The organism is Acinetobacter sp. BHS4, assembly GCF_018454425.1.
In the GTDB taxonomy this organism is placed as follows: domain Bacteria; phylum Pseudomonadota; class Gammaproteobacteria; order Pseudomonadales; family Moraxellaceae; genus Acinetobacter; species Acinetobacter pittii.
In genome coordinates this window covers 2282178-2295459 of sequence record NZ_CP075323.1, presented here as the reverse complement: position 1 = coordinate 2295459, position 13282 = coordinate 2282178, and the positions used below count along the sequence as shown (strand labels likewise).

At 40.4% G+C, this 13282-nt stretch carries 14 protein-coding genes; 12 read left to right on the top strand and 2 right to left on the bottom strand.

Translation table 11 applies throughout. The annotated features are described in order from the left end of the window. Positions 1–69 precede the first annotated feature (69 nt). The 3 genes from KIP84_RS10965 to KIP84_RS10955 all read left to right on the top strand — a co-directional run bounded on the left by KIP84_RS10965 (position 70) and on the right by KIP84_RS10955 (position 1633). Entirely contained in the window at positions 70–363 is a 294-nt protein-coding gene (locus tag KIP84_RS10965) for a hypothetical protein (protein ID WP_213688474.1), read from the top strand. Positions 364–569: 206 nt separating this feature from the next. Beyond that, positions 570–1034 carry a redox-sensitive transcriptional activator SoxR gene (gene soxR / locus KIP84_RS10960; RefSeq protein WP_199976466.1) on the top strand — a complete coding sequence of 155 codons (465 nt, stop codon included), beginning with the start codon at positions 570–572 and terminating at the stop codon, positions 1032–1034. A 164-nt stretch (positions 1035–1198) separates the two neighbouring features. Continuing rightward, positions 1199–1633 carry an I78 family peptidase inhibitor gene (locus KIP84_RS10955; protein WP_005076719.1) on the top strand — a complete coding sequence of 145 codons (435 nt, stop codon included), beginning with the start codon at positions 1199–1201 and terminating at the stop codon, positions 1631–1633. A gap of 72 nt (positions 1634–1705) precedes the next feature. Here KIP84_RS10955 and KIP84_RS10950 read toward each other — a convergent pair whose 3' ends face one another. Further along, the gene (locus tag KIP84_RS10950) at positions 1706–2329 is read right to left on the bottom strand and encodes a hypothetical protein (protein WP_213688473.1); all 624 of its coding nucleotides are present in this window, start codon (positions 2327–2329) and stop codon (positions 1706–1708) included. Between the two features lie 413 nt (positions 2330–2742). On the opposite strand from KIP84_RS10950, the gene KIP84_RS10945 reads away from it, so the two are divergent. Beyond that, positions 2743–4122 carry an L-serine ammonia-lyase gene (locus KIP84_RS10945; protein WP_213688472.1) on the top strand — a complete coding sequence of 460 codons (1380 nt, stop codon included), beginning with the start codon at positions 2743–2745 and terminating at the stop codon, positions 4120–4122. A 44-nt stretch (positions 4123–4166) separates the two neighbouring features. On the opposite strand, the gene paaZ is transcribed toward KIP84_RS10945, so the two are convergent. Then, positions 4167–6269: a phenylacetic acid degradation bifunctional protein PaaZ gene (gene paaZ / locus KIP84_RS10940; RefSeq protein WP_213688471.1), complete on the bottom strand. Its 2103-nt coding sequence runs from the start codon at positions 6267–6269 to the stop codon at positions 4167–4169. A gap of 265 nt (positions 6270–6534) precedes the next feature. On the opposite strand from paaZ, the gene paaA reads away from it, so the two are divergent. The 8 genes from paaA to KIP84_RS10900 are packed head-to-tail and all read left to right on the top strand — an operon-like array spanning position 6535 to position 13280. Further along, positions 6535–7473 carry a 1,2-phenylacetyl-CoA epoxidase subunit PaaA gene (gene paaA, locus KIP84_RS10935; protein WP_000431128.1) on the top strand — a complete coding sequence of 313 codons (939 nt, stop codon included), beginning with the start codon at positions 6535–6537 and terminating at the stop codon, positions 7471–7473. A 32-nt stretch (positions 7474–7505) separates the two neighbouring features. Next, a complete protein-coding gene (paaB, locus tag KIP84_RS10930) occupies positions 7506–7796 on the top strand; it encodes a 1,2-phenylacetyl-CoA epoxidase subunit PaaB (RefSeq protein WP_000389648.1) in 291 nt (96 codons plus the stop codon). Between the two features lie 12 nt (positions 7797–7808). Continuing rightward, entirely contained in the window at positions 7809–8564 is a 756-nt protein-coding gene (gene paaC / locus KIP84_RS10925) for a 1,2-phenylacetyl-CoA epoxidase subunit PaaC (RefSeq protein WP_213688470.1), read from the top strand. A 16-nt stretch (positions 8565–8580) separates the two neighbouring features. Further along, positions 8581–9081: a 1,2-phenylacetyl-CoA epoxidase subunit PaaD gene (gene paaD, locus KIP84_RS10920; RefSeq protein ID WP_005070011.1), complete on the top strand. Its 501-nt coding sequence runs from the start codon at positions 8581–8583 to the stop codon at positions 9079–9081. Positions 9082–9104: 23 nt separating this feature from the next. Further along, a complete protein-coding gene (gene paaE / locus KIP84_RS10915) occupies positions 9105–10166 on the top strand; it encodes a 1,2-phenylacetyl-CoA epoxidase subunit PaaE (RefSeq protein ID WP_213688469.1) in 1062 nt (353 codons plus the stop codon). A gap of 8 nt (positions 10167–10174) precedes the next feature. After that, positions 10175–10948, top strand: a complete 774-nt coding sequence (locus KIP84_RS10910; protein WP_213688468.1) for an enoyl-CoA hydratase-related protein — start codon at positions 10175–10177, stop codon at positions 10946–10948. Further along, complete coding sequence (gene paaG / locus KIP84_RS10905) at positions 10948–11739, top strand: 2-(1,2-epoxy-1,2-dihydrophenyl)acetyl-CoA isomerase PaaG (protein ID WP_000386292.1); 792 nt, start codon at positions 10948–10950, stop codon at positions 11737–11739. Before KIP84_RS10910 ends, paaG begins: the two co-directional genes overlap by 1 nt. A gap of 2 nt (positions 11740–11741) precedes the next feature. Beyond that, positions 11742–13280, top strand: a complete 1539-nt coding sequence (locus tag KIP84_RS10900) for a 3-hydroxyacyl-CoA dehydrogenase (protein WP_213688467.1) — start codon at positions 11742–11744, stop codon at positions 13278–13280. The last annotated feature ends 2 nt before the right edge of the window (positions 13281–13282 follow it).

The window sequence follows — 13282 nt, the reverse complement described above, 5'->3', positions numbered from 1 at the left end:
GTAGCTTTAATAAATCTATACTATAAAATTCGATGTTTTTTTAAATTTAAGTGTGTGATAATTTGAGATATGAAAGATTGGCAATGTAAGTATTGTAATGGTTACATTATGGTTAATCATTCAAAGATCAGCGTAGGAGAAAAAGTTTACTTTTTGGTATATAAATTTGATGCAAAAAATGAAAGGAAAAAATTATATAAAAAGGGAATTGTGGTTGCCCGCTACGATAATATACTTCACATTGAGTCACGTAAAAAAACATATAAAATCGAACAGGCTAAGGTCTATCCATTAGGAGCACCAATGCCTTTTGTTTATAACATGTTTTGGATATGTGGATGTCCATGTACGCTACAAAGTTAATTCCTCAACTTTAACTGTCAGCAAGGTATTTATAGATTTAACTGAATTAATAATCACATTAAATTTATCTTTTAAGATTTAAAGAAAAGATTAGATAAGACTTATAAGCTTCGAAAAATGCCTTATGAAGGTTTAAGCGTTCTGTTTATTTGTTTGACAAAACAAAGATGCTCTCTTATAAACCTCGAGTAAAGTTGGGGGCAATGATGATGATTGAGAATAAAAAAGCCGAATCTAGTCGAGTTTTGACTGTAGGAGAAGTCGCCAAAAGAAGTGGAGTTTCTGTCTCCACCTTGCATTTTTATGAAGCTAAAGGGCTTATAAAAAGTATAAGAACCAATGGTAATCAACGCCGTTTTCCCTTAATCGTTTTAAGATATATTGCGATTATTAAAGTTGCTCAAAGAGTAGGAATTCCTTTAAATGAAATTAAAGAGGCTCTTAGCGCATATCCTATGGGAAGCAAATTAACAGCTAAACAGTGGAAAGAGTTATCAAGCCATTGGCGAAAAGATCTCGATGATCGTATTCAAAAATTAACCAGACTCCGTGATGAAATGGACTGGTGTATTGGTTGTGGTTGCTTATCACTAGAGCAATGCCCTTTAAGAAATCCAGAAGATGTTTTGGGGCAAGAGGGATCTGGGCCACGAATTTTGGAAAGGCCTTAATTGCAATATTTCAATAATTATTTTTAGGAGGGAATATCTTAAATTCCAATAAATTAAATATATGGTTAATAGAACTTCTAAGTGAGTTTTTTATTGTAAAGAAGTCACATCGAAGATAACTTTTTTTGATATCTTTAGTTTTTTTATTAAGAAGCAAAAAATTTATGAAAAAAATTATCTTTCTTGGTTTAGCGCTTGTTTCGTTAACGGCTTGTTCATCTGTACAACATAAAGATCCAACTCCACCAAAAATTGGTTCACCAAACCCAGCTAGTCAATATTGTGTTGAACAAGGTGGGAAATTAGAAATCAGAAATGAAGCAAATGGTCAGGTTGGGTATTGTCATCTACCAAATGGCCAAGTCGTCGAAGAATGGAAATTATTCCGTGATAATCAAGCAAACTGTGTAGCAGAAGAAGCTCAAAAATTAGTCGGTCAATCAGGCCTTACTGATGATCAAATTAAACAAAAAACTAAATCAGAAATTGTGCGTAAAGTGGCTCCAGGTCAACCAATGACTATGGATTATCGTACAAACCGAGTTACAGTTACTATTGATCCTGCTTCTAAGAAAATTACTCAGGCAACCTGTGGTTAATATGTTTAATTAAAGTTTGCTAAATCAAATTTTAAAGAAAAGAGCCTGCTGAAAATGCAGGCTTTTTTTACTTTAATTTTCGGAATAATGGATAACGGGATACTCTTTTTGTTGTGGTAGCTGCTGTAAAGTTTGATTAATTTTGATGAGAAAAAGATCCACTTTGTCTTGGCTTGGATTGTCGGTGTTGTATGATGCTCTTTCTTGATAGTTAATTCCGCATCCAACAATTTTCATATTTGCAGGATTAAAGCTCCAATCATTTTTATTCTTGATCGAGATATCTAAATCACTATCGCATTCTTTCCAGAGTTTTAAAAATTGATTGGAATATACAGCTGGAGTTTCTTGTGCTCGGTAGGCTGTAAATCCTTGCATTTCAGGATTAGCAAACTGAAGGAGATGATTGGTAGGCATTCCTCCCCAAAGTATAGCGGTATCTTTTGGTAGTTTTATTCCTGTTATATGTTCTTCTTTAAGTGGTGCAGTTTGCTCATCTTTCTGTTTAGATTTTTGAGTTTTATAAACCAGTTTCGTTCCAACAGGAACTGTTATGCCTTTGACTTGAGTGATTTGTGTTGTATAGAAATAAGGCGAATCATCACGGTTACAGCCTGTCGGGTTATAACAACCAATACAACCACTTAATAATAAAACCGGGCAACTTAAAACACTTAATTTGAATACTCGATCCATTTTCTTGTCTTTAATTATGTCTAGAAATTTAATATATCAGTATTTAAATCAATAATAAAAAAAGCCCCTAGCGGACTAGAGGCAGAAAAACATCAGATGCAAGAACAGGTGAATTATGCATCTGAGTTAAGTAGGTTGTATCAAACCATGTAAAGCACTTTACCAGCAAAAATGAATAAAAATAGGGAGGTGCGACTAATGGCTAATATTTGTAGTTTTTTATTTGTACAACTTCGTGTAGCTGTTTTAATAAAGGGGGGGCTTTTATAGTGATTGTTCAACCGTTGTCTTTTTGTGCTACTACTCAAGTGTTATTCGTGCTTTATAGATGGCTTAATGATAATTTTAGAGCTATCCGAAAGGACACAATAATGACGAACATACGAATAATAATGAATCGAAGGTAGGACCACGTGTTTATTAGTGTATTTGATCTTTTTAAAATTGGCATCGGCCCATCTAGCTCCCATACAGTTGGACCCATGCGAGCGGCATACAGTTTTGTGGAAGATTTATTGAAGCAAAGCGATTTACAAGCAACGGTTAGAGTTCAGGTGAAGTTATACGGTTCGCTGTCGGCAACCGGTGTCGGTCATGCGACAGATAAGGCTGTTCTGTTAGGTTTAATGGGTTTTGACCCTGAACATATTGATACTCAAGTAAGTACAAGCTTGATTGAAGATGTTCTTGAAAATAAAGCCATCCAGCTTAATCAGCAAAAGAGTATTGCTTTTGACTATAAGCATGATGTGCTTTTTTTAGATGAATCTTTGCCTTATCACCCCAATGCAATGGAACTAATTGCGTATAACGAGGCTCAAGAAATTTTATATGCAGAAACTTATTATTCAGTAGGTGGTGGCTTTATTGTTAGCCAAAGACAATTAGCAACAACTCAAACTGAAACTAACGACGTTAAGGTTCCATATCCGTTTCACAGTGCGGCTGAACTTTTAAGCTTATGTAAGACTCATCATTTATCAGTGAGCGAGTTAATGCTTGAAAATGAAAAAAGCTGGCGGAGTGAAGCTGAGATTCGTAGCAAGATTATGGAAATCTGGAAAGTGATGCAGCAATGTATTCACAACGGATTAATTAATGAAGGCATATTACCGGGCGGATTAAACGTAAAACGTCGGGCTAAAAAAATTCATGATAAGTTATTAAATAAGAAAAACTCAAACCTGATTGTGACGACTTTTCATGCGATGGAATGGGTCAATTTATTTGCCTTAGCGGTAAATGAAGAAAATGCCGCTGGCGGGCGAGTAGTGACGGCACCCACAAATGGTGCAGCAGGGATTATTCCGGCAGTTTTATATTACTACGTAACTTTTTCTAAAGACTTTTCCGAAGACAAAGTAGTTCGCTTTTTTCTAAGTGCGGCAGCCGTCGGCATTTTATGTAAACTCAATGCTTCTATTTCTGGTGCAGAAGTAGGGTGTCAGGGTGAAGTCGGCTCAGCATGTGCGATGGCTTCGGCAGGTTTAGCCGAGATTTTAGGAGCGTCTCCTGAGCAAGTGGAGCATGCGGCTGAAATTGGGCTTGAACATAATTTAGGTTTAACGTGTGACCCGATTGGTGGTTTGGTTCAGGTGCCTTGTATTGAACGAAATGCAATTGCGGCTGTAAAAGCCATTAACGCAGCCCAAATGGCACTTCATGATGACGATGAACACTTTGTCACCCTAGATAAAGTGATCCAGACTATGAAGGAAACAGGCAAAGATATGTCTGAGAAATATAAAGAGACTTCAAAAGGTGGTCTCGCTGTTAACGCAATTGAGTGCTAAAAAAAATGAGATGGGGACGAGGTGACCCCATCACAATTTAAACATTAAGCTTCACGAGCAACTAAGGTTAAAATGTCGTAAGTTGCGACAAGTTCACCGCGTTGGTTTTTGACTTTAATATCCCATACCACAACGCCATGCGCAGGTTGAGATGGGTCTTTTTGTGGTTTAGGTGTTTTTTGTTTACAGGTGAGTTCAACCTGGATTGAGTCACCAATTTTAACCGGTTCAACAAAACGTAAGTTGTCCATACCGTAGTTGGCAATCACAGGACCTTGTGCTGCATCTACAAATAGACCTGCTGCAGCAGACACAATGAAGTAACCGTGTGCCACACGCTCTCCAAAGAAAGACTCGGCCGCTGCGATTTTGTCGGTATGTGCATAGAAGTAGTCACCGCTTAAACAAGCAAAATTGACAATATCTGCTTCTGTGACTGTACGACGCGCCGTTAATAAACGTTCACCAATTACTAACTCATCAAAAGACTTTTTAAATGGATGTACGCGGTCTTCATTAACTTTTGAGCCAGCAGTCCATGAGTGAGTAATTTGCGTCAAACTGTTTGGAGAACCCTGAATTGCAGTGCGCTGCATATAGTGTTTAACTGCACGAATACCACCTAATTCTTCACCGCCACCTGCACGGCCAGGGCCACCGTGTACTAAATGTGGAAGTGGTGAACCATGTCCTGTACTTTCTTTTGCAGACTCTGAATCGAGTACATGCACACGGCCATGCCAAGGCGCGATTTTTTGAATAATCTGCTCAATATTCTCATCGTTATTTTTAACGACAGAAGCCACTAGGCTACCTTCACCACGTGACACGAGGTCAGCCAATTCTTCAATGTTTTGATATGGCATGAGTGTACATACCGGACCGAACGCTTCCGTAGTATGAACATTCGTCGCTTGTAAAGGCTGTTCGCAAAGCAATAAAGTTGGAGCGAAAAAAGCACCTTTTTCAGGATGATCTGCATTAAATGTAAAGCTATCGTTGCCACCAAAAACAATTTTTGCGTCTTTGCTGAGTTCGGCAACTTTTTCTGCAACGTCATGTTTTTGCTTAATGCTCGCTAAAGCACCCATGGTGGTTTCTTCTTTTTGAGGGTCGCCCACCACAACTTTAGCAAGTTTGGCTGTTAGCTTTTCTTGCACAGTCGCTAACAAATTTTCAGGAACAAATGCACGACGAATCGCAGTACATTTTTGACCTGCTTTGGTGGTCATTTCACGAAAGACTTCACGCACAAATAAATCGATAGTTTCTTCATTTGCCTCAGGGCTTAAAATTGCACTGTTTACCGAGTCGGCTTCCATGCTAAATGGAATTGAATATTTATTGAGGTGAGGGTGGTTACGTAGTTTTTGGCCTGTGTAAGCCGAACCTGTAAACGTAACGCAGTCTTGTGGGCCTAACTGTTCTAACAGGTCATAAGTCTGACCGCAAATGAGTTGTAGTGAGCCTTTCGGTAGCACATGTGCTTCTTCAATGGCTTTTACAACTGCTTGAGTTAATTGGGCACCATCGGTTGCTGGTTTCACAATACATGGCACGCCTGCAAGTAGCGTCGGTGCAATCTTTTCAAGCATTCCCCAAATTGGAAAGTTAAAAGCATTAATGTGAACGGCAACACCTGCTTTAGGACTTAAAATGTGCTTAGCGCCGAAAGTTCCATTTTTAGATAATTGAATCCAGCTGTCTTCAGTAATAATTTTTTCGTCATTGAGTTCACGGCGAACCAGACTTGAATAGGCAAATAACGTCTGGATGCCACCTTCAATATCAATCCATGCATCTTTACGAGTTGCGCCTGTGGCATAAGCAAGTTTGTAGAACTCTTCTTTACGCTCAAGTAAATGTTGGGCAATTTGTTTTAACGCATTTGCACGTTGGTGAAATGTCCAGTTAGCCAGTTCTGTACCATTTTGTTTGGCATATTGAACAACACGTTTCATATCAATGCCATGACTACTTACGGCATAAATCGATTCACCTGTAATGGCATGATAAACAGGGCGCAGTTCTTCACTCGTCGAATGCCATGTTCCATAGACATAAGAAGCAAGATGAGGCAGTTGATGCTCAGACTGCTGAAAATCTGTGTCAGTTGAGGTTCCTTCTAGGTGTGCTTGTTCAAGCATGACCAAACTCCTTTTTTATTTGATACATCAATTATAAAAATTGCAAAAATATGATTCATAATTTCAGATTAATTTGTCTAAAAGTCAACTTTATTTTGATTTGTAAACGTAAAAAGATTTTTTGTTTTTAATTAATATTTATTAATTTCAAATATTTATTCCTTGTTTGTTGGTTGGATTTAATTTGATACTAAAAAAGTGATTGACTTTGTTTTTGGTGTATCGAAAAATAGATTGAAGGGTGATACCTACAGGGAATGAAAGAATGGAAAACAATTACCAGAAATTTGAACAAAATATTGCCAATGAAATTACGATCGAGGCTAAGGATCAAATGCCCGATGCCTACCGCAAAACATTGATTCGTCAAATCGGGCAACATGGCCATTCTGAAATTGTAGGTATGTTGCCTGAAGGAAACTGGATTACACGTGCGCCAACTTTAAAACGTAAAGCAGTTTTACTCGCGAAAGTACAAGATGAAGCGGGTCATGGTTTATATCTGTATAGCGCGGCAGAAACCTTAGGTGCTGACCGTGATGACATGATGGAAAAGTTGATTAATGGGAAAATGAAATACTCATCAATCTTTAACTATCCAACTTTGACTTGGGCAGATGTCGCTGCAATTGGTTGGCTTGTCGATGGGGCAGCCATTGTGAACCAAGTTGCGCTTTGCCGTACTTCATATGGGCCATATGCACGTGCAATGGTACGTATTTGTAAAGAAGAAAGTTTCCACCAACGTCAAGGTTTTGAAGCCATGATGGCTTTGGCAAACGGTACACCAGAACAAAAACAGATGGCACAAGATGCAGTGAATCGTTTCTGGTGGCCAGCACTGATGATGTTTGGCCCAAGTGATGAGCATTCTCCAAACAGCGCACAAAGCATGGCATGGAAAATCAAACGCTTTAGTAACGATGAATTACGTCAAAAATTTGTCGATAACACCGTACCGCAAGTGTTGCAACTTGGCTTGGAAGTACCGGACCCAGATTTAAAGTTCAATGAAGAAACAGGCCACTATGAGTTTGGCGAGATTGACTGGCACGAATTTAATGAAGTGATTGCCGGACGTGGACCATGTAATCACGAGCGTATCGAAGCACGCCGTAAAGCATGGGAAAACGGCAAATGGGTTCGTGATGCAGCAGTAGTCTACGCGAAAAAACAGCAGCTTGAAGCGAACAAAGTGGCTTAACAAGATTTATGGAAAAATTTGAGGAAATCAAAATGGAAGATAAAAACAACTGGTCGCTCTACGAAGTATTTGTACGTAGTAAACAAGGCTTAAGCCACCGTCATGTAGGCAGCTTAAGAGCACCGGATGATGAAATTGCACTACAACATGCTCGTGATGTTTATACGCGCCGTAATGAAGGAATTAGCATTTGGGTGGTTCGTTCAGAACTCATTAAGTCATCACAGCCAGATGAAAAAGCTGAATTTTTCGATCCTTCTTTAGACAAGGTTTATCGTCACCCGACTTTTTACCATATCCCAGACGGCATTGAGCACATGTAAGGGGAATGGCAAATGAATCATTCAGTTTTATCTAAATTCTTATTACATATTGGCGACAGCCAACTGGTTTTATCTCAGCGTTTGGCTGAATGGTGCGGGCATGCACCTGAGCTAGAAATTGATATTGCCTTAGCAAATATCGGCTTGGACTTGTTAGGTCAAGCAAGAAACTTTCTGACGTTGGCAGGTCAATATGATGAAGCTAAGCGTGATGAAGACCAACTTGCATATTTCCGTACAGAACGTGAGTTTTTAAACCTCTTGTTGTGTGAACAACCCAATGGTGACTTTGCACAAACGATTGTACGCCAGTGGTTGATGGACCATTACCATCTTCATTTATTTACGGCTTTAGCGCAAAGCTCACTTCCTGAATTAAGCGCGCTTGCTGTCAAATCTTTAAAAGAAGTGAAGTATCACATCCGCTTTTCAACAAGCTGGATGGAACGTTTAAGTTTAAGCACAGATGAAGCACATCAACGTGTACAAGACGGTTTAAATAATTTATGGCGCTTTACTGCTGAGTTATTTGAACTCAATCCAGACGAGCAAGCACTAGTTGCAGAAGGTGTGATTCCAGATTTTTCAAATGAAAAAGAACAATGGAACCAAACCATTGCAGCTGAGCTTAAGCGTTTTGAATTAAATGTTGCTGTGAACGGTGCTTATCGCCGTGGTGCGAAACAAGGATTACATACCGAGCATTTAGGTTATTTGTTGGCTGAAATGCAATGTATTCAAAGAACTTATCCGGGCATGACCTGGTAAGACAAGGAGGTGAGCCATGCAAATGATTCGTCATTGCATCGACCAATGTTGGGATGTTCTACAAACGGTAAGTGACCCTGAAATTCCGGTTTTATCGGTTGTGGATTTAGGCATGATTCGCGGTGTAGAGCTTAACGATCAACAAGAAATTATTGTTCGTCTAACGCCAACATATAGCGGTTGCCCAGCAACAGATATGCTCAAAGCACAAATTGTTGAGGCATTTACCGCAGAAGCTTTGACACCGGTCAAAGTCATGGTCGATTTATCAGAAGCATGGACCACGGACTGGATGTCTGAAGCGGGTAAAAAGAAACTGCAAGTTTATGGCATTGCACCACCTGAAGGGTTGGCGCATCAGTGTGGGACTCACGTTCATTTAAATGATGGTGTCGAGTGTCCACGTTGTAAAAGCCGACATACCCGACTGTTAACAGAGTTTAGTTCTACCGCCTGTAAAGCACTTTATAAATGTCAGGACTGTCTTGAGCCTTTTGATTACTTCAAATGTATTTAAGTCTTTAGATAAGGAAATCAGCCATGAGCCAATTTGTACCATTAAAAGTAAAAAGTATTACGCCGCAAACCGATCAGGCAATTTGTATTGCATTTGACGTTGTACCTGAACAACAAGAACAATTTCAATTTCAACCGGGGCAACATTTAACCATTCGCCATTTAACTGAAGCGGGTGAAATCCGCCGTTGCTATTCAATTTGTAGTTATGCGGGTAAAGAAGACATCAGCATTGCGGTTAAAAAAATTGATCAAGGGCAATTTTCAAACTGGGCCAATGACCATTTGAAAGTGGGCGATGTGCTTGAAGTGATGCCACCACAAGGCGTGTTTTTTCAAAAAGCAGCCAAGATGGGCGGACAAAACTATCTAGGCGTTGCAGCGGGCAGTGGTATTACCCCAATTTTATCGATTGTTAAGCAAGTTTTATTTGAACAACCTGAAGCTAAATTTACCTTGCTCTATGGCAATCGCTCATGGAAACAAACCATGTTTGCCGAGCAAATTATGGATTTGAAAGATCAGTTTAAAGAACGCTTTCAGCTCATCAATATTTTTTCTCGTGAGTTCAACGATAGTGAACTGATGAATGGGCGTATTGATGAAGAAAAGCTTAAACAACTTTTTGATTTTGAAGTGCTTGAAACAAGTTTTGACCATGTGTTTGCCTGTGGTCCAGACGAAATGATGAATGCCGTAGAAAATACTTTACCGAACCTTGGTATTGCCAAAGAGCGCATTCACACCGAACGTTTCCATACAGGCCAAGCGCGTAAACGTAGTGTTGAAGCGGATGCAAACCGTAAAGAAGAAAAAGTAAACATCATTTTAGATGGCCGTGAACTGATTGTTTCTGTGGCTCAAGATGATGAAAGTATTCTGGATGCGGCTTTACGTGCGGGTGCTGACTTACCGTATGCCTGTAAAGGTGGGGTGTGTGCAACCTGTCGTTGTAAGGTACTTTCTGGCGAAGTTGACATGTTCCTTAACTATAGTCTTGAAGAAGACGAAGTTGAAAAGGGCTATGTGCTGAGCTGTCAGACCTTACCAAAAGGCTCAAATGTTCGCTTGAGTTTTGATGAATAGAGGCTGTCATGCAAGAGTTAATCAAAGCCAGCACAGCTGCTGACGGTGTTTTGTTATTAACCCTAAACCGTCCGGAAAAAAGAAATGCCTTAAACAATGCGACATTGCAGTGTTTATGCGAGTTGCTCGAAGAAGCTGAACATAATGCTCAAGTCAAAGCGGTGGTTTTAACGGGTAATGCTCAATGTTTTGCGGCTGGAGCAGATCTTAGCGAGTTGGCTGCAATGGACGCCGTGTCTTTGCAACTCGATATTCGTCCAAAGCTTTGGCAAAAAATTGATGCGTTTAGTAAGCCACTGATTAGTGCAGTCAATGGTTATGCCTTAGGCGCTGGGTTTGAGTTGGTTTTGCATTCAGATATGGTGATTTGCGGTGAAAATGCCCGTTTTGCATTACCTGAAATTGGCCTTGGCATGTTGCCAGGTGCAGGTGGAACACAGCGTTTAGCGCGCTTGGTAGGACAACAACTCACCATGCGCTGGGCCATGACAGGTGAAATTATTTCGGCAAAACAGGCAGAGCAACATGGCATTTGCAGTCAAGTGGTGCCAACTGAATTAACCGTTGAATATGCGGTTCAACTTGCAGCCAAAATTGCCAAACAAGCGCCTCTAGCGATTCGCGCGATTAAACAATCAATTAAAAGTATTCATGAAACAACGTTAAGTCAGGGACTCAAGTTTGAACGTCAAAACTTTGTCTGGCTGGCGGCTACAAAAGATCGAAACGAAGGGATTAATGCTTTCTTGGAGAAAAGAAAGCCAGTGTTTAGAGGTGAGTGATGGACTATCAAAATATTATTGCTGAAGAAAAAAATGGTGTTGGCTACCTGACATTTAACCGCCCAAAAGCACTGAATAGCTTTAACGTTGATATGCATCGTGAAGTGGCTGAGGTTTTAAACCTATGGACCAAAAATCCGGATGTTCGCTGTGTTGTGATTAGTGGCGAAGGCCGTGGCTTCTGTGCAGGGCAAGATTTAGGTGACCGTGTAGTAGACCCAAACGCTGAAGCTCCAGATTTAGGATATTCCATTGAAACTTACTATAACCCGCTTATTAAAACGATTGTAAATATGCCAAAGCCTGTGATTTGCGCCGTAAATGGTGTGGCAGCAGGTGCAGGAGCAAATATTGCACTGGCATGTGATTTGGTGATTGCAGCTAAATCGGCAAACTTTGTACAAGCATTCTGTCGCTTAGGACTGGTTCCGGACTCGGCGGGTACATGGTTTTTACCACGTGCTGTAGGCCATGCGCGTGCGATGGGATTGGCTTTGTTAGGTGACAAGCTCCCAGCAGAAACCGCAAAAGAATGGGGCATGATTTGGGATGTGGTTGAAGACGCCGAGCTTAAAACAAAAGTGACTGAACTCGCTGAACGTTTAGCGAAACAGCCTACATTTGGTCTATCTCTTATTAAAAAAGCCATTCATCAATCAAGCAATAACACCTTTGAAGAGCAAATGCTGTTAGAGCGAGATTTACAACGTATTGCGGGTCGTTCAGAAGATTATCGTGAAGGGGTACAAGCCTTTATGAATAAACGTGAACCAAATTTTAAAGGGCGCTAAGCATGACAGATTTAGACTTATCTCGTGCCCGAATTGCCGTCATTGGTTCTGGCACCATGGGCATCGGTATTGCCCAGTTAGCGATCGTTAATGGGCATTCGACCGTTTTATATGATTTAGATGCTCAAAAAGCGCAACAAGCCGTTCAGGGCTTAGGGCAGACATTTAAAAAGCTGGTTGAAAAGAGCAAGCTCACACAGCAGCAAGCGGATGAAGCTTTAGCACGTTTAACGGTGGTCAATCAAATTGAAGCTTTAAGAGACGCTGACTTAGTTATTGAAGCGGTCGTTGAGAAAAAAGGAGTTAAACAGTCTTTATTTAAGCAACTCGCTGAAATTTGTAGTGAGAAAACCATTTTTGCAAGTAACACATCTTCAATTTCAGTGACTGCAATTGCGGCGGGCATTGCTCATCCTGAGCGCGTAGTGGGTTTACATTTTTTTAACCCTGCGCCAGTGATGAAACTGGTCGAAATTGTACAAGGCTTAAAAACCCCAAACAGCTTATGTTTGGCCTTAAAAAACTTGATGTTAGGCTGGAAAAAAATTCCGGTACTCACCAAGTCGACTCCTGGTTTTATTGTTAACCGAATTGCTCGTCCGTTTTATGCAGAAGGCTTTAGAGCACTGCAAGAACAAGTTACCAGCTATGACCAGCTAGATTATGCCTTGAAGCAATGCGGCGGTTTTGCGATGGGACCGTGTGAACTTACTGACCTCATTGGGCAAGATGTTAACTTTTCAGTGACCCAAAGCGTTTACCAAGAGTTTTTTTACGAGCCGCGCTACCGCCCAAGCCTCATTCAAAAAGAATTAGTCGATGCAGGTGCTTGGGGTCGTAAGTCAAAACAGGGTTTCTATAGTTATAACGAAAAAAATCAGTACGAGACATTTCAGCCTAAAGCTGTTGTTGCCAAACCAGTTGATGCTCATATTCAGCTAAAAGGGACTTGGTCTCAGCTACCTGCTTTTTTAACGCGTTTAGGTTTAAAAAGCGGATCTGCGAGTGACGACAATATCCTCCAAATTGATGATATCGACTTGCGTTTAAGCCAAGGTGAGTCAGCCAATATTCATTACTTAAGCCGTAAAGTGGTTTTGATGGATTGGCATCATGATTTTGAGCACGCAGAGGCTTTAGTACTCAGTCATAACGAGCTTTGTGAAGCAAGTGATCTGGCTAAAGTTGAGGCTTATTTTGCTCAGTTTGGTATCAGCGTGATGTGGATTAAAGACCATCCAGCTCTGTTAACCTTACGCACCATCGCCTTACTCATTAATGAAGCCTGCGAAGCAAGTTTACATGGTGTTGCGAGTCTGGAAGATATTGATAATGCCATGAAATATGGAGTGAATTATCCTAAGGGTCCTTACCAGTGGTTGACACAAATGGGCGGTGCGTATGTGCTCCAAACTTTAAATAACTTATATGCACTGTATGGAGAGGAAAAATATCGCGCGAGTATCTACCTCAAGCAATATGTAGCGAAAACTCAAAACATTGCTACTCAATATTCAAGTGATATGGCCGAATTTGCATAATC

Excerpts from the sequence above, each read along its gene's own strand:
- KIP84_RS10965 (WP_213688474.1), top strand. The coding sequence starts at position 70 with ATGAAAGATTGGCAATGTAAGTATTGTAATGGTTACATTATGGTTAAT.
- soxR (WP_199976466.1), top strand. The coding sequence starts at position 570 with ATGATGATTGAGAATAAAAAAGCCGAATCTAGTCGAGTTTTGACTGTA.
- KIP84_RS10955 (WP_005076719.1), top strand. The coding sequence starts at position 1,199 with ATGAAAAAAATTATCTTTCTTGGTTTAGCGCTTGTTTCGTTAACGGCT.
- KIP84_RS10950 (WP_213688473.1), bottom strand. The coding sequence starts at position 2,329 with ATGGATCGAGTATTCAAATTAAGTGTTTTAAGTTGCCCGGTTTTATTA.
- paaZ (WP_213688471.1), bottom strand. The coding sequence starts at position 6,269 with ATGCTTGAACAAGCACACCTAGAAGGAACCTCAACTGACACAGATTTT.
- paaA (WP_000431128.1), top strand. The coding sequence starts at position 6,535 with ATGGAAAACAATTACCAGAAATTTGAACAAAATATTGCCAATGAAATT.
- paaB (WP_000389648.1), top strand. The coding sequence starts at position 7,506 with ATGGAAGATAAAAACAACTGGTCGCTCTACGAAGTATTTGTACGTAGT.
- paaC (WP_213688470.1), top strand. The coding sequence starts at position 7,809 with ATGAATCATTCAGTTTTATCTAAATTCTTATTACATATTGGCGACAGC.
- paaD (WP_005070011.1), top strand. The coding sequence starts at position 8,581 with ATGCAAATGATTCGTCATTGCATCGACCAATGTTGGGATGTTCTACAA.
- paaE (WP_213688469.1), top strand. The coding sequence starts at position 9,105 with ATGAGCCAATTTGTACCATTAAAAGTAAAAAGTATTACGCCGCAAACC.
- KIP84_RS10910 (WP_213688468.1), top strand. The coding sequence starts at position 10,175 with ATGCAAGAGTTAATCAAAGCCAGCACAGCTGCTGACGGTGTTTTGTTA.
- paaG (WP_000386292.1), top strand. The coding sequence starts at position 10,948 with ATGGACTATCAAAATATTATTGCTGAAGAAAAAAATGGTGTTGGCTAC.
- KIP84_RS10900 (WP_213688467.1), top strand. The coding sequence starts at position 11,742 with ATGACAGATTTAGACTTATCTCGTGCCCGAATTGCCGTCATTGGTTCT.